Below are 12876 nucleotides of genomic sequence, written 5' to 3' on the forward strand. Positions count from 1 at the left end.
AAAGTAGAATAATGTGTGTGAAACTCATATATAAGCAAATTGTCGTAACGAGGAAGCTATGGAAACCATTGATAAGATTAAGCAACAGATCGCTGAGAATCCTATTCTGTTGTATATGAAAGGCTCTCCAAAACTGCCAAGCTGTGGTTTTTCATCGCAGACGTCACAAGCACTAATGGCATGTGGTGAGAAATTTGCTTACGTGGATATTCTGCAAAACCCGGATATTCGCGCTGAACTACCGGTTTATGCACAATGGCCTACTTTCCCACAGCTGTGGATTGAAGGTGAGCTTATTGGTGGTTGTGACATCGTTTTGGAAATGTTCCAGAAAGGTGAACTTCAGCCATTGATCAAAGAAGCTGCAGCCCGTCGTGACAGCGACGCAGCAGAGTGATCTGTTAGCATCAGAATCTGTGATGTGTTGTAAAAAGCCCCGAACATGTTTCGGGGCTTTTTGTATCTTTTCGTTTCAAACAGCGGGTCCAGTTGAAAAAAAAGACCGCCTAAGCGGTCTTTGGTATTTGTTTATGAAGGCTTAGAGCACCATGGCCGCTAACCAGCCAAATGCGATAAGTGGCAGGTTGTAGTGAAGGAAAGTCGGAACAACGGTTTCCCATACATGCTCGTGTTGACCATCGGCGTTCAGACCTGCCGTAGGGCCTAAGGTTGAGTCAGAGGCCGGTGAACCCGCATCCCCCAGCGCTGCAGCGGTACCAACCAATGCAATAGTTGCCATTGGCGAGAAACCAAATGTCAGGCACAGTGGTACATAGATAGTTGCCAGAATTGGGATCGTCGAGAAAGAAGAACCAATCCCCATAGTAACCAGCAAGCCAACAACCAGCATCAGCAGGGCTGCAAGTGGTTTGTTGTCACCAATCACCGCTGACAGCGAGCTGACCAGGGTTTCAACGCCACCGGTGGCTTTCATTACAGCAGCAAAACCTGCAGCTGCAATCATGATAAACCCAATCATGGCCATCATGTGAACACCGCGGGTAAATACATCGTGGGTTTCTTTCCATTTGATCACACCACCAAACGTGAAAACCATGAAGCCGACCAGGCCGCCGATGATCATTGAACCGCTGTATAACTGGGCACCCAGCGCCGCAACAATCGCACCGACAGCAATGTAAACGTGGCGCATGTTAATTTCAGCATGCTCCGGCTCGCTTGCCAGGATCTTCTCTTCCGAATATTCACGTGGTTTTCGGTAACTCACAAATGTTGCGAGTAGCAGGCCGAAAATCATACCGGCCGCAGGTAAAATCATAGCGACCGGAACTTGGCTGGCAGTGACCTCTAAGCCGTTGTCATGGAGGTTTTTCAGCAGAATATTATTAAGGAAAATACCACCAAAACCGACCGGCAGTACCATATAAGGGGTTACCAAACCGAACGTGAGTACGCACGCGATCAGGCGGCGATCAAGTTTCAATTTTGCAAATACATGCAGTAAAGGCGGAATCACAATCGGAATAAATGCGATATGAACAGGAATAACGTTCTGAGAGGAGATAGCAAGTAAAACTAAAATGATGAGAACGCTATATTTAACGCCTGTTGCCGCGGCAGCATTTTCATGGCCGCTGATACGTTTAATGACTTTTTGTGCCAGTACATCCGTAATACCAGAGCGAGAGATCGCTACAGCAAACGTACCAAGCATGGCATAACTTAGAGCCGTTGTTGCACCGCCCCCTAAGCCGCTTTCAAAGGCAGAAACGGTTTCTGCAAGGGGCATTCCGCCGATCAGGCCACCGATAATGGCACTGAAGGTAAGCGCAACGACGACATTGACTCGCATTAGTGCGAGTACAAGCATGACGCATACCGAAATAACTACTGGGTTCATAAAACTAAGGTCCATCCGTTGTGTTGTGTTATATGTGCGAATTTTTACGAAGCTGACTAATTATGTGAGTAACGTAATTATTCTGCCTGCTTTTATTATATTTTTTGACTGTTTTGCTCAAAAACATTCAGTTTGCTGAAATTTTCTGACATGTCGAGAAAAAATTGATACCTGCACAAAATTTTATTGGCATTGCGCCTGATGTCTTAGTTGACTCACCACGTCTTGTCTATAATCAATATTGCTTTATTGGTAGACAGAACAAAATGTTACTGTCGATTTAAACGCAAATTGTTAATGGAGTTAACCATGAGTGTATTAGTAGGCCGTCCCGCGCCTGATTTTACTGCTGCTGCTGTGCTTGGAAACGGTGAAATTGTAGATAGCTACAACTTGTTTGAAAACATTAAAGGTAAACCCGCGGTTATTTTCTTCTATCCGCTCGACTTCACCTTTGTCTGCCCGTCAGAATTAATTGCGTTTGATAAGCGCTATGCAGATTTTCAGGCGAAAGGCGTGGAAGTGATTGGTGTTTCTATCGACTCTCAGTTCTCTCACAATGCATGGCGTAATACGGCTGTTGAAGACGGCGGTATTGGTGCGGTGCAGTATCCGTTGATAGCAGATACCAAGCATGAGATTTGCCAGGCTTATGATGTTGAGCACCCAGAAGCGGGTGTCGCTTTCCGTGGCTCATTCCTGATTGATAAAGAAGGGGTGGTGCGTCATCAGGTCGTGAACGATCTGCCGCTTGGCCGTAATATTGATGAGATGCTGCGTATGGTCGACGCGCTTCAGTTCCATGAAAAGAACGGCGAAGTGTGCCCGGCGCAGTGGGAGAAAGGTAAAGAGGGGATGGATGCCTCACCGCAAGGGGTTGCGAAGTACCTGTCTGAGCATACTGATGATTTGTAATTGTGATTACTTGCTACGTTGATAGATAAAAGAAAGGCTAGCCGGGTGGCTAGCCTTTTTACATGTTTACATGAATATGCCTGTTAAGGTGTCGTAGAGATAATGCCGTTACTGTTGTTTACATCAAGTGTTGTGCCGCCATTATTCAACAGTGAAGAAATTTGAGATTGCATCTCAGAGGTGACATCGCCATTATTAGTTGGATTTAGTAACGACAAGTGGTCACCAGCATTAAACAACACGGCATTACGAATTGTCTGGCCGTTAATGTCAGTCGCTGTAGGTGTTAGCTCCATTGCGCCAACGAGCGGTAAAGTACCGGCGAATGGCGAATATGGCTGAGAAATTTCTGTTCCTGTTACTTTTGCTCCCGGAATTAATTGGTTTGGAATTGTTTCGTCGCCATTAACTTGTGCAAGGTAAACGGGAAGAGTTCTATCAATCAACATTGAATGGTTAATAGGGTCAACTGTATCTAAAACGCTTTGTGCGGCATAAGCGAATTGATTAAATGCTGAGTATAAACCTGTTAATGTTGCAAGTGATTTTTCATCACCCGCTGCAATCAGGCCTGCTTCGAAACCGGCATAACAAGTTTTAATGTCTAGCGCATTATTCTTGCAGTTCTCTTTGAATGTCGCATCAGTTCCTGCAACAAGACTACCTTTCACAAAATTACCAAACTCTTGTGAACCAAGTAAAAGGTATGGAATAGCAGCCCCTGGGTTTGCTAGGCCAAGCTTGTTTATATTGAAGAAGGCAGCATCAGCCTGCAGATCACCAACTGATTTGTTTGCAATGTACCCTAAACTAACACCTGTCATGGCACCTAATGAGTGACCAACAAATCCGACACCATTTGCTGGGTTTAATCTAGCTAAGACGCCTAACTTGCCAATCGCATCCGCGTTTTTACTGGCGAGAGTCGCAAATATCCGGCCAATTGCTACACGCAGGTTAACAACATCAATAGTACTCTGCCGTAAGTTATCTCGGGCAACTGGAAGCGCAGATAAGTTTAGGTAGATCTCCGGCTTACCATCATCACCGCTTGCACTGACGTAGCCCTCTCCAGGAATGTCAATGCCTCTCTCACCGTGCAGAGGGTGGTCTATTGCAAAAATAGCCTGGCAGTTATTGCCAATTATGGAATCGGATAAAGCAAAATTAGAAATCGGGAGATTAAGGCTCTCTTTGTAACTGGTGATGCCGTGTTGGTAGATAGATACGGAGTTTGCACCAAGTACCTGGCAACCATCGGCTTGGGGTAGTACAAGAGTAAATTTAACATCCTGAATAGATTTCAGTTTTGGTACTGGGCTATAGCGGGTGATCAGACGTTCTGTGTCCAGCTGACTTCCATCGGTTAGGATTAGTTTTTCCCCGGTTAACGCCGAAAGTACTCTGACCTGGGTTTCTGTATCGGTAGATACTGCCGCTAAGTCCTCTGTTGTAATTCCTAAAGCACCTAATTGTTGTGCAATTGCGGCTTTATCTGCGTCACTACCATTTTTTAATATATTTGAAATTTTCGCCAAGCTTGGCATACCACTTTGCCACGGGGTGACGGAGAAGGTCGAAGGGTTGGTTTCCAGGAAGTAAGGAAGCTTGACGCTACCGGTATAGATAACATTCCCGTCTGGTGTACTTGTTGTCGAAGGGTTTAGTGACATTGAGAATAAGCTATTGAGGTCGGCTTCACTTACTTTTCCACTTACAGCAGTGCCTTTCCAGACCGTATTGGCTCCATTTTTCAAAGCTAGCGCAGATGCGGATTTTGCCGCAAACAATACATCACCTACAGAAGCTGTCGTAAACCAAGTTGAGAAGATAATGCTGTCAGCATTCACACCAGCGATTTCAAGCTCTTTCTCTGTTGTGTGAGTAATTGTCTGTAAAGGGATGAGGGTATCTAACGGTGGTTTAGCTGTTGCTTTCAAAGTTGCATAAGAGCCAGTCATCCCCACACTGTTGCCATTAATGTCCTTTAGCTCGTCAGTGATAGCAAACATATAGTTTGAAGCAGGATTAAGTGGTTTTTTAAGGATAACCGTTAGTTTTTTACCGGAGGTCATTACTTGAAAATAATCATCAGGAACCAGTGTCGGCGTCTTAGTCTGGTTGGTTGCTGTTGGATTATTTGACTCAATCAGGTAAAAGCCATCAGAGTTCATTGATGGATAAAGATCATTACCCATGAATTCAATTACGATTGGTTGAGTCGTACCCCAACCATCGGTTTTCCCCATCGCAACTGCTGGGTTTGAAATATCGGTGTAACCTTCGTCTCCGGTAACACCATCAGATTTTAATGTTCCATCTGTGGAATCCATGGCGAGGAATGTTGGGAGAACTAGAGTTTTAGAAGCCAGGTCAAAAAGTATTTTTGTCTCTGCTTTTAAGCTTTTTTCTATGATTGGATCAATCGTCGGGTTACCTGTGACTTCACTTTCATTACCGCAACCGTATAAGCTGATGCTTGATGCAATAAGTACTGCTAATATGTTCTTTTTCATATGAAATCCCTATCTTTTAAAATCATATATCAGACCGAAAGGTGCTGCTGAATGTTTAAAATTTATAATTGATTTGCGCGGCGCTAATGATTGCATCACTGGTAGAGGTGAAAGAGGTTTCATCTTCTTCGAAGGAGATTTCTTTACCACGCAGATAGGTAAAACCAAGGTCAAAGGACATATTTTCGCTGTAGGTATAAGTGGCACCAGCGGAGTACCAGTAGCGATCTGTGTCAGGAATACTCAGGGTCGCTTTGCCTGCTTGTTCGTCTAAAGCAAATCCGGCACGCAAGGCCCACTCAGGGTTGAGGGTGTAGGTTGCCCCTATAGCCCAGCGGAAGCTATCGTCATAATCTTCGTCTTTCAGTAGACAGACCCCCGCCAGACCCTTGTAGCCTTCACTACATTCGTCACTTGTCGCACGCAGTTCTTCAAATTTACTGTATTGGGTCCACTGTACGCTATAGTGCACCGCCCATTGATTATTTAGCGCGTGATAGCCGGAGAATTCAGCGATGGCTGGCAGAACAACAGGAAGGTTACCCGTGACTACAGAATTGGGTATTCCGGTAATTGTACCCGAGTAATCAGTAAAGTCGCCTTCAAAATCAAGATCAACCTGTGAACGGTAGCTCAGGCCGAAACGGTGATCGTCATTGATCTCAAACAGAGCAGCAATGTTCCAGCTCCAGTCATAAGTATCCCCTTTCATAGTGACGGTCTTGTCGCTAGGATTACCGCCCGCATTTGCCCACGAACCCATATGGCGTTTAAGTTCGGCATCACCATAAACTAGACTGACACCACCACCGATACTGAATTGTTCATTAATGCGATAAGCGATATTCGGATTCAGGTTAACTGTTAATAACGATGTCTCACCGGCTACTGAGCCAGCGTTAAAATCTTCAGGATACTCGGTTGTGACACCATAGTTGGAAAACAGTGCCAGCCCGACCGCGAAGCGTTCATTGATTGGATGAATATAGTAACCTGCGGGCACAAACCCCATCGGTGCGACATCTTTTGCTGTCTGTCCTAAGTTGTTGCTTTCTTTGTTGAAATATTTATCGTGAATATCAATTTGCGGGTCGACAATGCTTAATCCACCAGAAAGTTCAGCTGTTTTGAAGAGGGTCATCGCGGCAGGATTACGGGCTAACACCGCTGCGTTATCTGCAATTGCCGCTTCGCCAGCGAAAGCTCGGCCTAAACCTGAAGCGGAGTGTTCTGATACCTGAAAACCTGCGCCACTTGCATTAAGTGAAGTCATGGCGACGGCTATGGCAAGAACGGGGTACCTTATTTTTACGGACATTATACTGCCTCTCTATTATATAACTTGATTCAGCTTCTTGTTCTTCAGTCCATGAAGGAAAAACAACCATTTATATGCCGGATCAGTATAAGGAGGTTGCGCCGAATGTTAATTGCTTGTAATCACAGATTTTTATTATGAATATCACGCGATTATTATCACTTTTGTGTTTATGTTTTAAATGGTTGTTTGAAATTAAATGAGCGTTTGAAAACATCATTCTAAAAGCGCGACAATGCTGGGATTAAGCGGAGGTTTGATGAGTATGCTTGTTTAACTTTTAAGGCAGTGATATTTCATCCGTTTAAGGTATAAAAGCCGGCCCGTCAGGTGTTTTTCCGTATTTGTTAACGATCTCACAGAATAATTCTGTTGTGCTTTCAGTTTCAGTTTGAAAACTTCATTCTAAAAGCCCAGCGTTGCTGGGCTTGAGGTCTGGTCCGATGAGTTGGTCTGTTTGATTTTTAAGACGCTGATGTTTCTTCCGTTGTCGGAGCTAAAAGTGGCCAGCCACCTAATTCTTTCCACTTATTAACAATTTTGCAAAATAGTTCAGCGGTTCTTTCCGTGTCATAGAGTGCTGAGTGAGCTTCTTTGTTATCAAATGGGATGCCTGCTGTGCTGCAAGCTTTGGCCAATACAGTTTGACCAAAGGCAAGGCCACTTAATGCCGCAGTATCAAAGGTTGCGAATGGATGAAACGGATTGCGTTTTAATTTAGATCGTCCGGAGGCTTCCATCACAAAGCTATGATCGAAGTTGGCATTGTGTGCCACCATTATGGCGCGCGAGCAATCTGCCGTTTTCTGTTCTTTGCGGATCTTCTTAAAGATCTCTTTTAAAGCAGTCTCTTCAGAGACAGCACCACGAAGTGGGCTGAAGGGGTCACGAATACCATTAAATTCTAATGCTTCTTTATTTAAGATCGCGCCTTCAAATGGCGAAACGTGAAAATGAATCGTGGTGGCGGGCTTTAACCAGCCATCTTCATCCATTTTCAGGGTAACGGCACAGATCTCAAGGAGTGCATCCGTTTTGGCATTAAAACCTGCAGTTTCAACGTCAATGACCACGGGAAAATAGCCGCGAAAGCGACTTTTTAATGTATTTAGTTCGTTATCTTCGCTCATAACACTGCTGTCGATATAAAGTAGGCAAGCATTATGTCAGATTCAGAAACGGAGCAAAACCTTCAGCCCGGAAATGTTGATACAAAGGCGGCTAAAGATTTTCTGTGAGGATTCGATACAATAGAGAGCATTACGATCGACGTTGTTGGGATGGTATGAACAATTTTTCAAAAATGGCATGGCTGAATACCTCGATGGTGGTGGGCTTAATGATGAGCCTTCCTGCACAGGCAACAAAACAATATGTGGCAACGCCGGCGCAATCGAGCTGGAAGGTCGCTGTTGATACGCCATTAGAATGCCGGATGATCCATGCCATTCCGAATTACGGCGAAGCGCAGTTTACCTCCAGGGCCGGAAAGAAAATCAATCTTGATTTTGAATTGAAAATGCGCCGCCCAATGGGGGAAACTCGTAATGTTAACCTAGTATCTATGCCTGCCCGGTGGATGCCCGGTGACGCAGCCGAGCCGATCACCCGATTGACGTTTTTTAAACAATTCGATGGTTATGTCGGAGGCCAGATGGCCTGGACGATGCTAAGTGAACTGGAAAGTGGGCGCTATCCTACCTTTAGTTATCAAGACTGGCAGCACCGCGATAAAATGATAGAAGTTGCGCTTGCTGCAGTATCTTTCCAAACACCTTATCAGCAGTTCAGCCTGTGTCTGGATAACTTGTTGCCTTATAGCTTTGAAGACATTGCCTTTACGGTACTGAATTATGACAGTGACAGCGATGAACTGAACAAGGCGTCACAGAAGCGACTGGCACAAATTACGGACTTTGTTCGTTACAGTGATGATATTGACTTAGTGCTGCTTGCCACTTATACCGATTCAAATGGCGGGAAAAATGTGAATCAGAACTTGTCCGAACGCCGGGCGAAGAAATTAGAAGAATACTTTATGTCATTGGGCTTACCGGGGAACAGGATTCAGGTTGAGGCCTATGGCAAGCGCCGCCCGATTGCCGATAATTCGACGCCTATTGGCCGTAATAAAAACCGTCGTGTTGTGATTTCGTTAGGCAGAACGATCATTTAGAACTGGCGGGAGGGTTCGAGAAACGAGTTTTTCAGTCTCTCGAACCTGCTTTCTATGCTCGCTGGATCAGTTCAATCTGGTAGCCATCAGGGTCTTTGACAAAAGCGATATGCGTTGTTCCGCCTTTCACCGGCCCCGGCTCTCGGGTGACGTTACCACCGGATGCTTTAATCGCATCACACGTAGCGTAAATATCTTCAACCCCAATAGCGATATGACCGAAAGCATCACCCATATCGTATTCTGTCGTTCCCCAGTTATAGGTCAGTTCAATCACTGCGCCTTGAGTTTCATCACCATAACCGACAAAAGCCAGGGTGTATTTATACGTTTCATTATCATGCTTACGAAGCAGCTGCATGCCCATTACATCAGTATAAAACGCAATAGAGCGGTCAAGGTCGCCGACCCGTAGCATAGTGTGAAGGATACGTCCGTTTGCCATAAGGCTCTCCAATGTTCAGGGCTTTCGCCTGTTTGTGATGTTATTAAAAGACGATGACTGACTAGCTTACTCGTCTGGGTACACTTTGTCTTTGTACTCACAAAGGTCTTCAATGATACAGCTACCGCAACGTGGCTTACGGGCTATACAGGTGTAGCGACCATGAAGGATCAACCAATGGTGAACATCGACTTTAAACTCTTTCGGAACCACTTTGAGTAATTTTTCTTCAACCTGATCGACGTTTTTGCCCATGGCAAACTTGGTACGATTTGATACCCGGAAGATATGGGTATCAACTGCGATGGTCGGCCAGCCAAAAGCGGTATTGAGTACGACATTTGCCGTTTTACGACCGACGCCTGGTAAGGCTTCAAGTGCTGCGCGGTTTTCCGGTATTTCACCACCATGTTTTTCGAGCAAGATTTTGCAGGTTTTAATGACATTCTCGGCTTTTGAATTAAACAAACCGATAGTCTTAATGTATTCCTTGACGCCTTCAACCCCCAAGTCAAAGATGGCTTGCGGGGTATTTGCAATCGGGTAGAGTTTGTCTGTTGCCTTGTTGACACTGACATCTGTCGCCTGGGCGGATAATAGCACCGCGATCAGCAGTTCAAAGGGCGAACTCCATTTTAGTTCGGTCTCCGGGTGGGGATTTTCTGCCCGAAGGCGTTCAAGAATCTGAACGCGTTTGTCGTTGTTCATGGTATATCTGGCTTCCTGACTGACCGGATTTGGCGACATCTAACTTGGTGCCGAAGGTTGAGCTTGTCCACTTTAATGTCTGCCAATCCTAGATTAATACTCTGCTCTTAATTGGCAGGTGTAATACGGACACGCTCAATCGTGGTTTTTTTCTCAGCTGTTGTTTTCTGCTCGCGTTTCTTATCAATAACGTTTTTCAGAGCAATCATAAAGCCGACACCGATAAAGGCTCCTGGTGGCAGCATAGCTAACAGGAAGCTACTGTCAAAGCTGAAGACTTCAATGCGCAGAGATGCGGCCCAGTCGCCAAGCAGACGGTCAGCACCATCAAACAACGTACCGTTACCTAATATTTCCCGCATTGCACCTAATGCAACCAGCGCCGAAGTCATACCTAGCCCCATCCACAGCCCGTCAAGGGTTGCCGGAAGAGGATCATTTTTGGAGGCAAAAGACTCTGCCCGGCCAATGATGATGCAGTTGGTTACAATCAGCGGAATAAAAATCCCCAAAGATTGATATAGGCCATAGGTAAAGGCGTTCATCAATAATTGGACACAGGTTACCAAGGACGCAATGATCATGACGAAAATCGGAATGCGAACTTCTGAGGGGACCCACTGGCGTACCAGCGACACGATAAGGTTGGAGCCGACTAATACGGCAGCCGTTGCCAGACCTAAGCCTAAGGCATTGGTGACGGTGGCTGATACGGCCAGCAGGGGACATAGCCCCAGAAGCTGAACGATAGCCGGATTATTCTTCCACAGGCCATTTTTCATCAGTTCTTTATTCAGGCTCATGATGCACCTTGACAATTCAGAGGTTGATTAAGGAGTTCCTGTTGATGGCGCTCAAAATACAGTGACACATTTTTAACTGCTTTGACAATCGCACGCGGTGTGATCGTTGCACCGGTAAACTGGTCGAAGTTACCGCCATCTTTACGTACCGCCCAGGCCGGATCTTTCTCGCCTTGGAGCTTTTTACCGGTAAAACTGTCGATCCAGTCTGTCACACGGGTATCGATTTTATCGCCGAGCCCCGGCGTTTCCTGATGGCTCAGGACACGAACACCGGTGACAACACCCTTCATATCCAGACCTGCAACGATCTTTATTGCGCCGTTATAGCCATCAGGCGCAATAGCTTCAATCGCGACACCGGTTGGCTGAGCGGCTTTTGTTGCGATGTAAGCCGGCATGGGTGAGGAAGTACCTAAGTATTGCTCGTTGGTGATTACCGTGCAGCTTTTGTATAGCTCATTGTCGTGGCTCTGCGCAGGTATTACCTGATTCAGTACTTTGAGCAGTTCTTTTTGCTGCTGCTCTATGATCTTATCTTTTGTCAGCAAATGTGTAACAGAGACCAGGCCCGTTGCGAGCAGCGCAAAAATAGCCAGCACACCACTGTTTTTCTTCATTGCATTTAGCATGATCGTGCGCTCCTAGGAATGACCGTATGTACGGGGGCGGGTGTAGTAATCAATTAAAGGAACACACATGTTTGCCAGCAACACACTGAAAGCGACACCATCAGGGAAACCGCCCCAGGTACGGATCAGATATATCAGCACGCCAATCAGTGCGCCAAAAATAAGACGACCTTTTACTGTCGTTGCTGCCGATACTGGATCAGTGGCAATGAAGAAGGCACCTAGCATAGTTGCTCCCGATAGCAGGTGAAAAATAGGTGATGCGGTGCCATCCGGGTTAAGAAGAAATGCGACGCTGCTGATCACAAATAGTGCACCCAGCATACCGACAGGAATATGCCATTGGATCACCCGCATTTTCAGCATGATTAATCCCCCGAGTAAGAAACCCAGGTTTATCCATTCCCAGCCAACCCCAGAAATGGTGCCAAATACAGGTTTAGCCATTGCTTCTGTGGTTGTCAGTCCGGTTGTCAGTGATGTTTTCAGCGTATCTAAAGGGGTCGCCATGGTTACGCCATCAACCGATAAACGCAGTTGATGAACACTGAAACCATCTTGGGTAAAGCCAGTAAAAATAGCCAGCAGGCTGTCAGTGAGTGATGTTGATTCGGCACTCAATGATAATGGCGGCAGCCAGGTCGTCATCTGTACCGGGAAAGAGATCAGCAGCACCACATAAGCCACCATCGCGGGATTAAAGAGGTTCTGGCCTAATCCGCCATAGAGATGTTTGGCTATTACGATGGCAAATACCACACCAATCACGGTGATCCACCATGGTGCCAGTGGCGGGATCGATATGCCCACTAACATGCCTGTCAGCAATGCGCTGTTATCTCGAATGTATGGCAGCGCCGGGCGTTTTCTGAGCTTCATGATAGCGGCTTCGGAAGTCACCGCGACAACTGAGGCCAAAAGGATCTGGATTAATGTTCCCCAGCCAAAAAAGAACCATTGTGCAGCAACACCTAATGCAGTGCATACAATGACTGTTCGCATGATGTCGCTTGTGCTGCGGCGGCTATGCGTATGGGGTGAGCTGGCAATATTAAAAGCCACGGTTTAGTTTTCCTCGCTATTATTCTGTTGAGCTTCTTTTGCTGCCTGTTGAGCCGCCTTACGCGCTTTGGCGCGGGCGACGGCAGCCGCGACAGCTGCTTTTTTGGGGTCGACGTCAGTCGTATCGGTTACATCCGCTGTTGCAGCCTGGGTCTGTTCTGAATGTTGAGCCGCCTTACGCGCTTTGGCTCGGGCGACGGCAGCCGCGACAGCAGCTTTTTTGGGGTCGGCGTCAGTCGTATCGGTTACATCCGCTGTTGCAGCCTGAGTCTGTTCTGCCTGTTGAGCCGCCTTGCGCGCTTTGGCGCGGGCGACGGCAGCCGCGACAGCAGCTTTTTTGGGGTCGGCGTCAGTCGTATCGGTTGCATCCGCTGTTGCAGACTGGGTCTGTTCTGTCTGTTGAGCTGCCTTACGCGCTTTGGCGCGGGCGACGGCAGCCG

At 46.5% G+C, this 12876-nt stretch carries 12 protein-coding genes and 1 pseudogene; 3 read left to right on the forward strand and 10 right to left on the reverse strand.

Features of this window, described 5'->3' with window-relative positions:
• Positions 1–58 precede the first annotated feature (58 nt).
• Positions 59–397: a Grx4 family monothiol glutaredoxin gene (locus tag AC2204_RS15745; protein ID WP_318926628.1), complete on the forward strand. Its 339-nt coding sequence runs from the start codon at positions 59–61 to the stop codon at positions 395–397.
• Between the two features lie 141 nt (positions 398–538).
• On the opposite strand, the gene AC2204_RS15750 is transcribed toward AC2204_RS15745, so the two are convergent.
• Positions 539–1861 (reverse strand): Na+/H+ antiporter family protein, encoded by a 1323-nt coding sequence (locus AC2204_RS15750; RefSeq protein WP_318926629.1) that lies wholly within the window; start codon positions 1859–1861, stop codon positions 539–541.
• A 309-nt stretch (positions 1862–2170) separates the two neighbouring features.
• Between AC2204_RS15750 and AC2204_RS15755 the strand changes: the two genes are divergently transcribed.
• Positions 2171–2776: a peroxiredoxin gene (locus tag AC2204_RS15755; RefSeq protein WP_318926630.1), complete on the forward strand. Its 606-nt coding sequence runs from the start codon at positions 2171–2173 to the stop codon at positions 2774–2776.
• A gap of 83 nt (positions 2777–2859) precedes the next feature.
• Here AC2204_RS15755 and AC2204_RS15760 read toward each other — a convergent pair whose 3' ends face one another.
• The 3 genes from AC2204_RS15760 to rnt all read right to left on the reverse strand — a co-directional run bounded on the left by AC2204_RS15760 (position 2860) and on the right by rnt (position 7740).
• On the reverse strand, positions 2860–5292 hold the full coding sequence (locus tag AC2204_RS15760) for a VolA/Pla-1 family phospholipase (RefSeq protein ID WP_318926631.1): 2433 nt from the start codon (positions 5290–5292) through the stop codon (positions 2860–2862).
• 55 nt (positions 5293–5347) lie between these two features.
• Positions 5348–6610, reverse strand: a complete 1263-nt coding sequence (locus tag AC2204_RS15765; RefSeq protein ID WP_318926632.1) for a TonB-dependent receptor domain-containing protein — start codon at positions 6608–6610, stop codon at positions 5348–5350.
• A gap of 464 nt (positions 6611–7074) precedes the next feature.
• Positions 7075–7740 carry a ribonuclease T gene (gene rnt / locus AC2204_RS15770; RefSeq protein WP_318926633.1) on the reverse strand — a complete coding sequence of 222 codons (666 nt, stop codon included), beginning with the start codon at positions 7738–7740 and terminating at the stop codon, positions 7075–7077.
• 194 nt (positions 7741–7934) lie between these two features.
• Here rnt and motY point away from each other — a divergent pair, with 194 nt between their 5' ends.
• Positions 7935–8786: a flagellar protein MotY gene (gene motY, locus AC2204_RS15775; protein WP_413466713.1), complete on the forward strand. Its 852-nt coding sequence runs from the start codon at positions 7935–7937 to the stop codon at positions 8784–8786.
• 52 nt (positions 8787–8838) lie between these two features.
• On the opposite strand, the gene gloA is transcribed toward motY, so the two are convergent.
• The 6 genes and pseudogenes from gloA to AC2204_RS15805 form a co-directional block, all read right to left on the reverse strand.
• Positions 8839–9231, reverse strand: a complete 393-nt coding sequence (gene gloA, locus AC2204_RS15780) for a lactoylglutathione lyase (protein ID WP_318926635.1) — start codon at positions 9229–9231, stop codon at positions 8839–8841.
• A 66-nt stretch (positions 9232–9297) separates the two neighbouring features.
• A complete protein-coding gene (nth, locus tag AC2204_RS15785) occupies positions 9298–9939 on the reverse strand; it encodes an endonuclease III (protein WP_318926636.1) in 642 nt (213 codons plus the stop codon).
• A gap of 107 nt (positions 9940–10046) precedes the next feature.
• Positions 10047–10742, reverse strand: a complete 696-nt coding sequence (locus AC2204_RS15790; RefSeq protein WP_318926637.1) for an electron transport complex subunit E — start codon at positions 10740–10742, stop codon at positions 10047–10049.
• Entirely contained in the window at positions 10739–11374 is a 636-nt protein-coding gene (gene rsxG, locus AC2204_RS15795) for an electron transport complex subunit RsxG (RefSeq protein ID WP_318926638.1), read from the reverse strand. Before rsxG ends, AC2204_RS15790 begins: the two co-directional genes overlap by 4 nt.
• A 12-nt stretch (positions 11375–11386) precedes the next feature.
• Positions 11387–12436 carry an electron transport complex subunit RsxD gene (gene rsxD, locus AC2204_RS15800; RefSeq protein WP_318926639.1) on the reverse strand — a complete coding sequence of 350 codons (1050 nt, stop codon included), beginning with the start codon at positions 12434–12436 and terminating at the stop codon, positions 11387–11389.
• A gap of 3 nt (positions 12437–12439) precedes the next feature.
• A pseudogene (locus AC2204_RS15805) lies at positions 12440–12876 on the reverse strand (electron transport complex subunit RsxC); the annotation flags it as partial.

The organism is Photobacterium sp. (assembly GCF_057456235.1).

What these genes read in the sequence shown, in the direction of transcription:
- AC2204_RS15750 (WP_318926629.1), bottom strand. Translation starts at nt 1,861, where the DNA reads ATGAACCCAGTAGTTATTTCGGTATGCGTCATGCTTGTACTCGCACTA.
- rsxG (WP_318926638.1), bottom strand. Translation starts at nt 11,374, where the DNA reads ATGCTAAATGCAATGAAGAAAAACAGTGGTGTGCTGGCTATTTTTGCG.
- AC2204_RS15755 (WP_318926630.1), top strand. Translation starts at nt 2,171, where the DNA reads ATGAGTGTATTAGTAGGCCGTCCCGCGCCTGATTTTACTGCTGCTGCT.
- nth (WP_318926636.1), bottom strand. Translation starts at nt 9,939, where the DNA reads ATGAACAACGACAAACGCGTTCAGATTCTTGAACGCCTTCGGGCAGAA.
- AC2204_RS15790 (WP_318926637.1), bottom strand. Translation starts at nt 10,742, where the DNA reads ATGAGCCTGAATAAAGAACTGATGAAAAATGGCCTGTGGAAGAATAAT.
- AC2204_RS15760 (WP_318926631.1), bottom strand. Translation starts at nt 5,292, where the DNA reads ATGAAAAAGAACATATTAGCAGTACTTATTGCATCAAGCATCAGCTTA.
- AC2204_RS15745 (WP_318926628.1), top strand. Translation starts at nt 59, where the DNA reads ATGGAAACCATTGATAAGATTAAGCAACAGATCGCTGAGAATCCTATT.
- motY (WP_413466713.1), top strand. Translation starts at nt 7,935, where the DNA reads ATGGTGGTGGGCTTAATGATGAGCCTTCCTGCACAGGCAACAAAACAA.
- rnt (WP_318926633.1), bottom strand. Translation starts at nt 7,740, where the DNA reads ATGAGCGAAGATAACGAACTAAATACATTAAAAAGTCGCTTTCGCGGC.
- gloA (WP_318926635.1), bottom strand. Translation starts at nt 9,231, where the DNA reads ATGGCAAACGGACGTATCCTTCACACTATGCTACGGGTCGGCGACCTT.
- AC2204_RS15765 (WP_318926632.1), bottom strand. Translation starts at nt 6,610, where the DNA reads ATGTCCGTAAAAATAAGGTACCCCGTTCTTGCCATAGCCGTCGCCATG.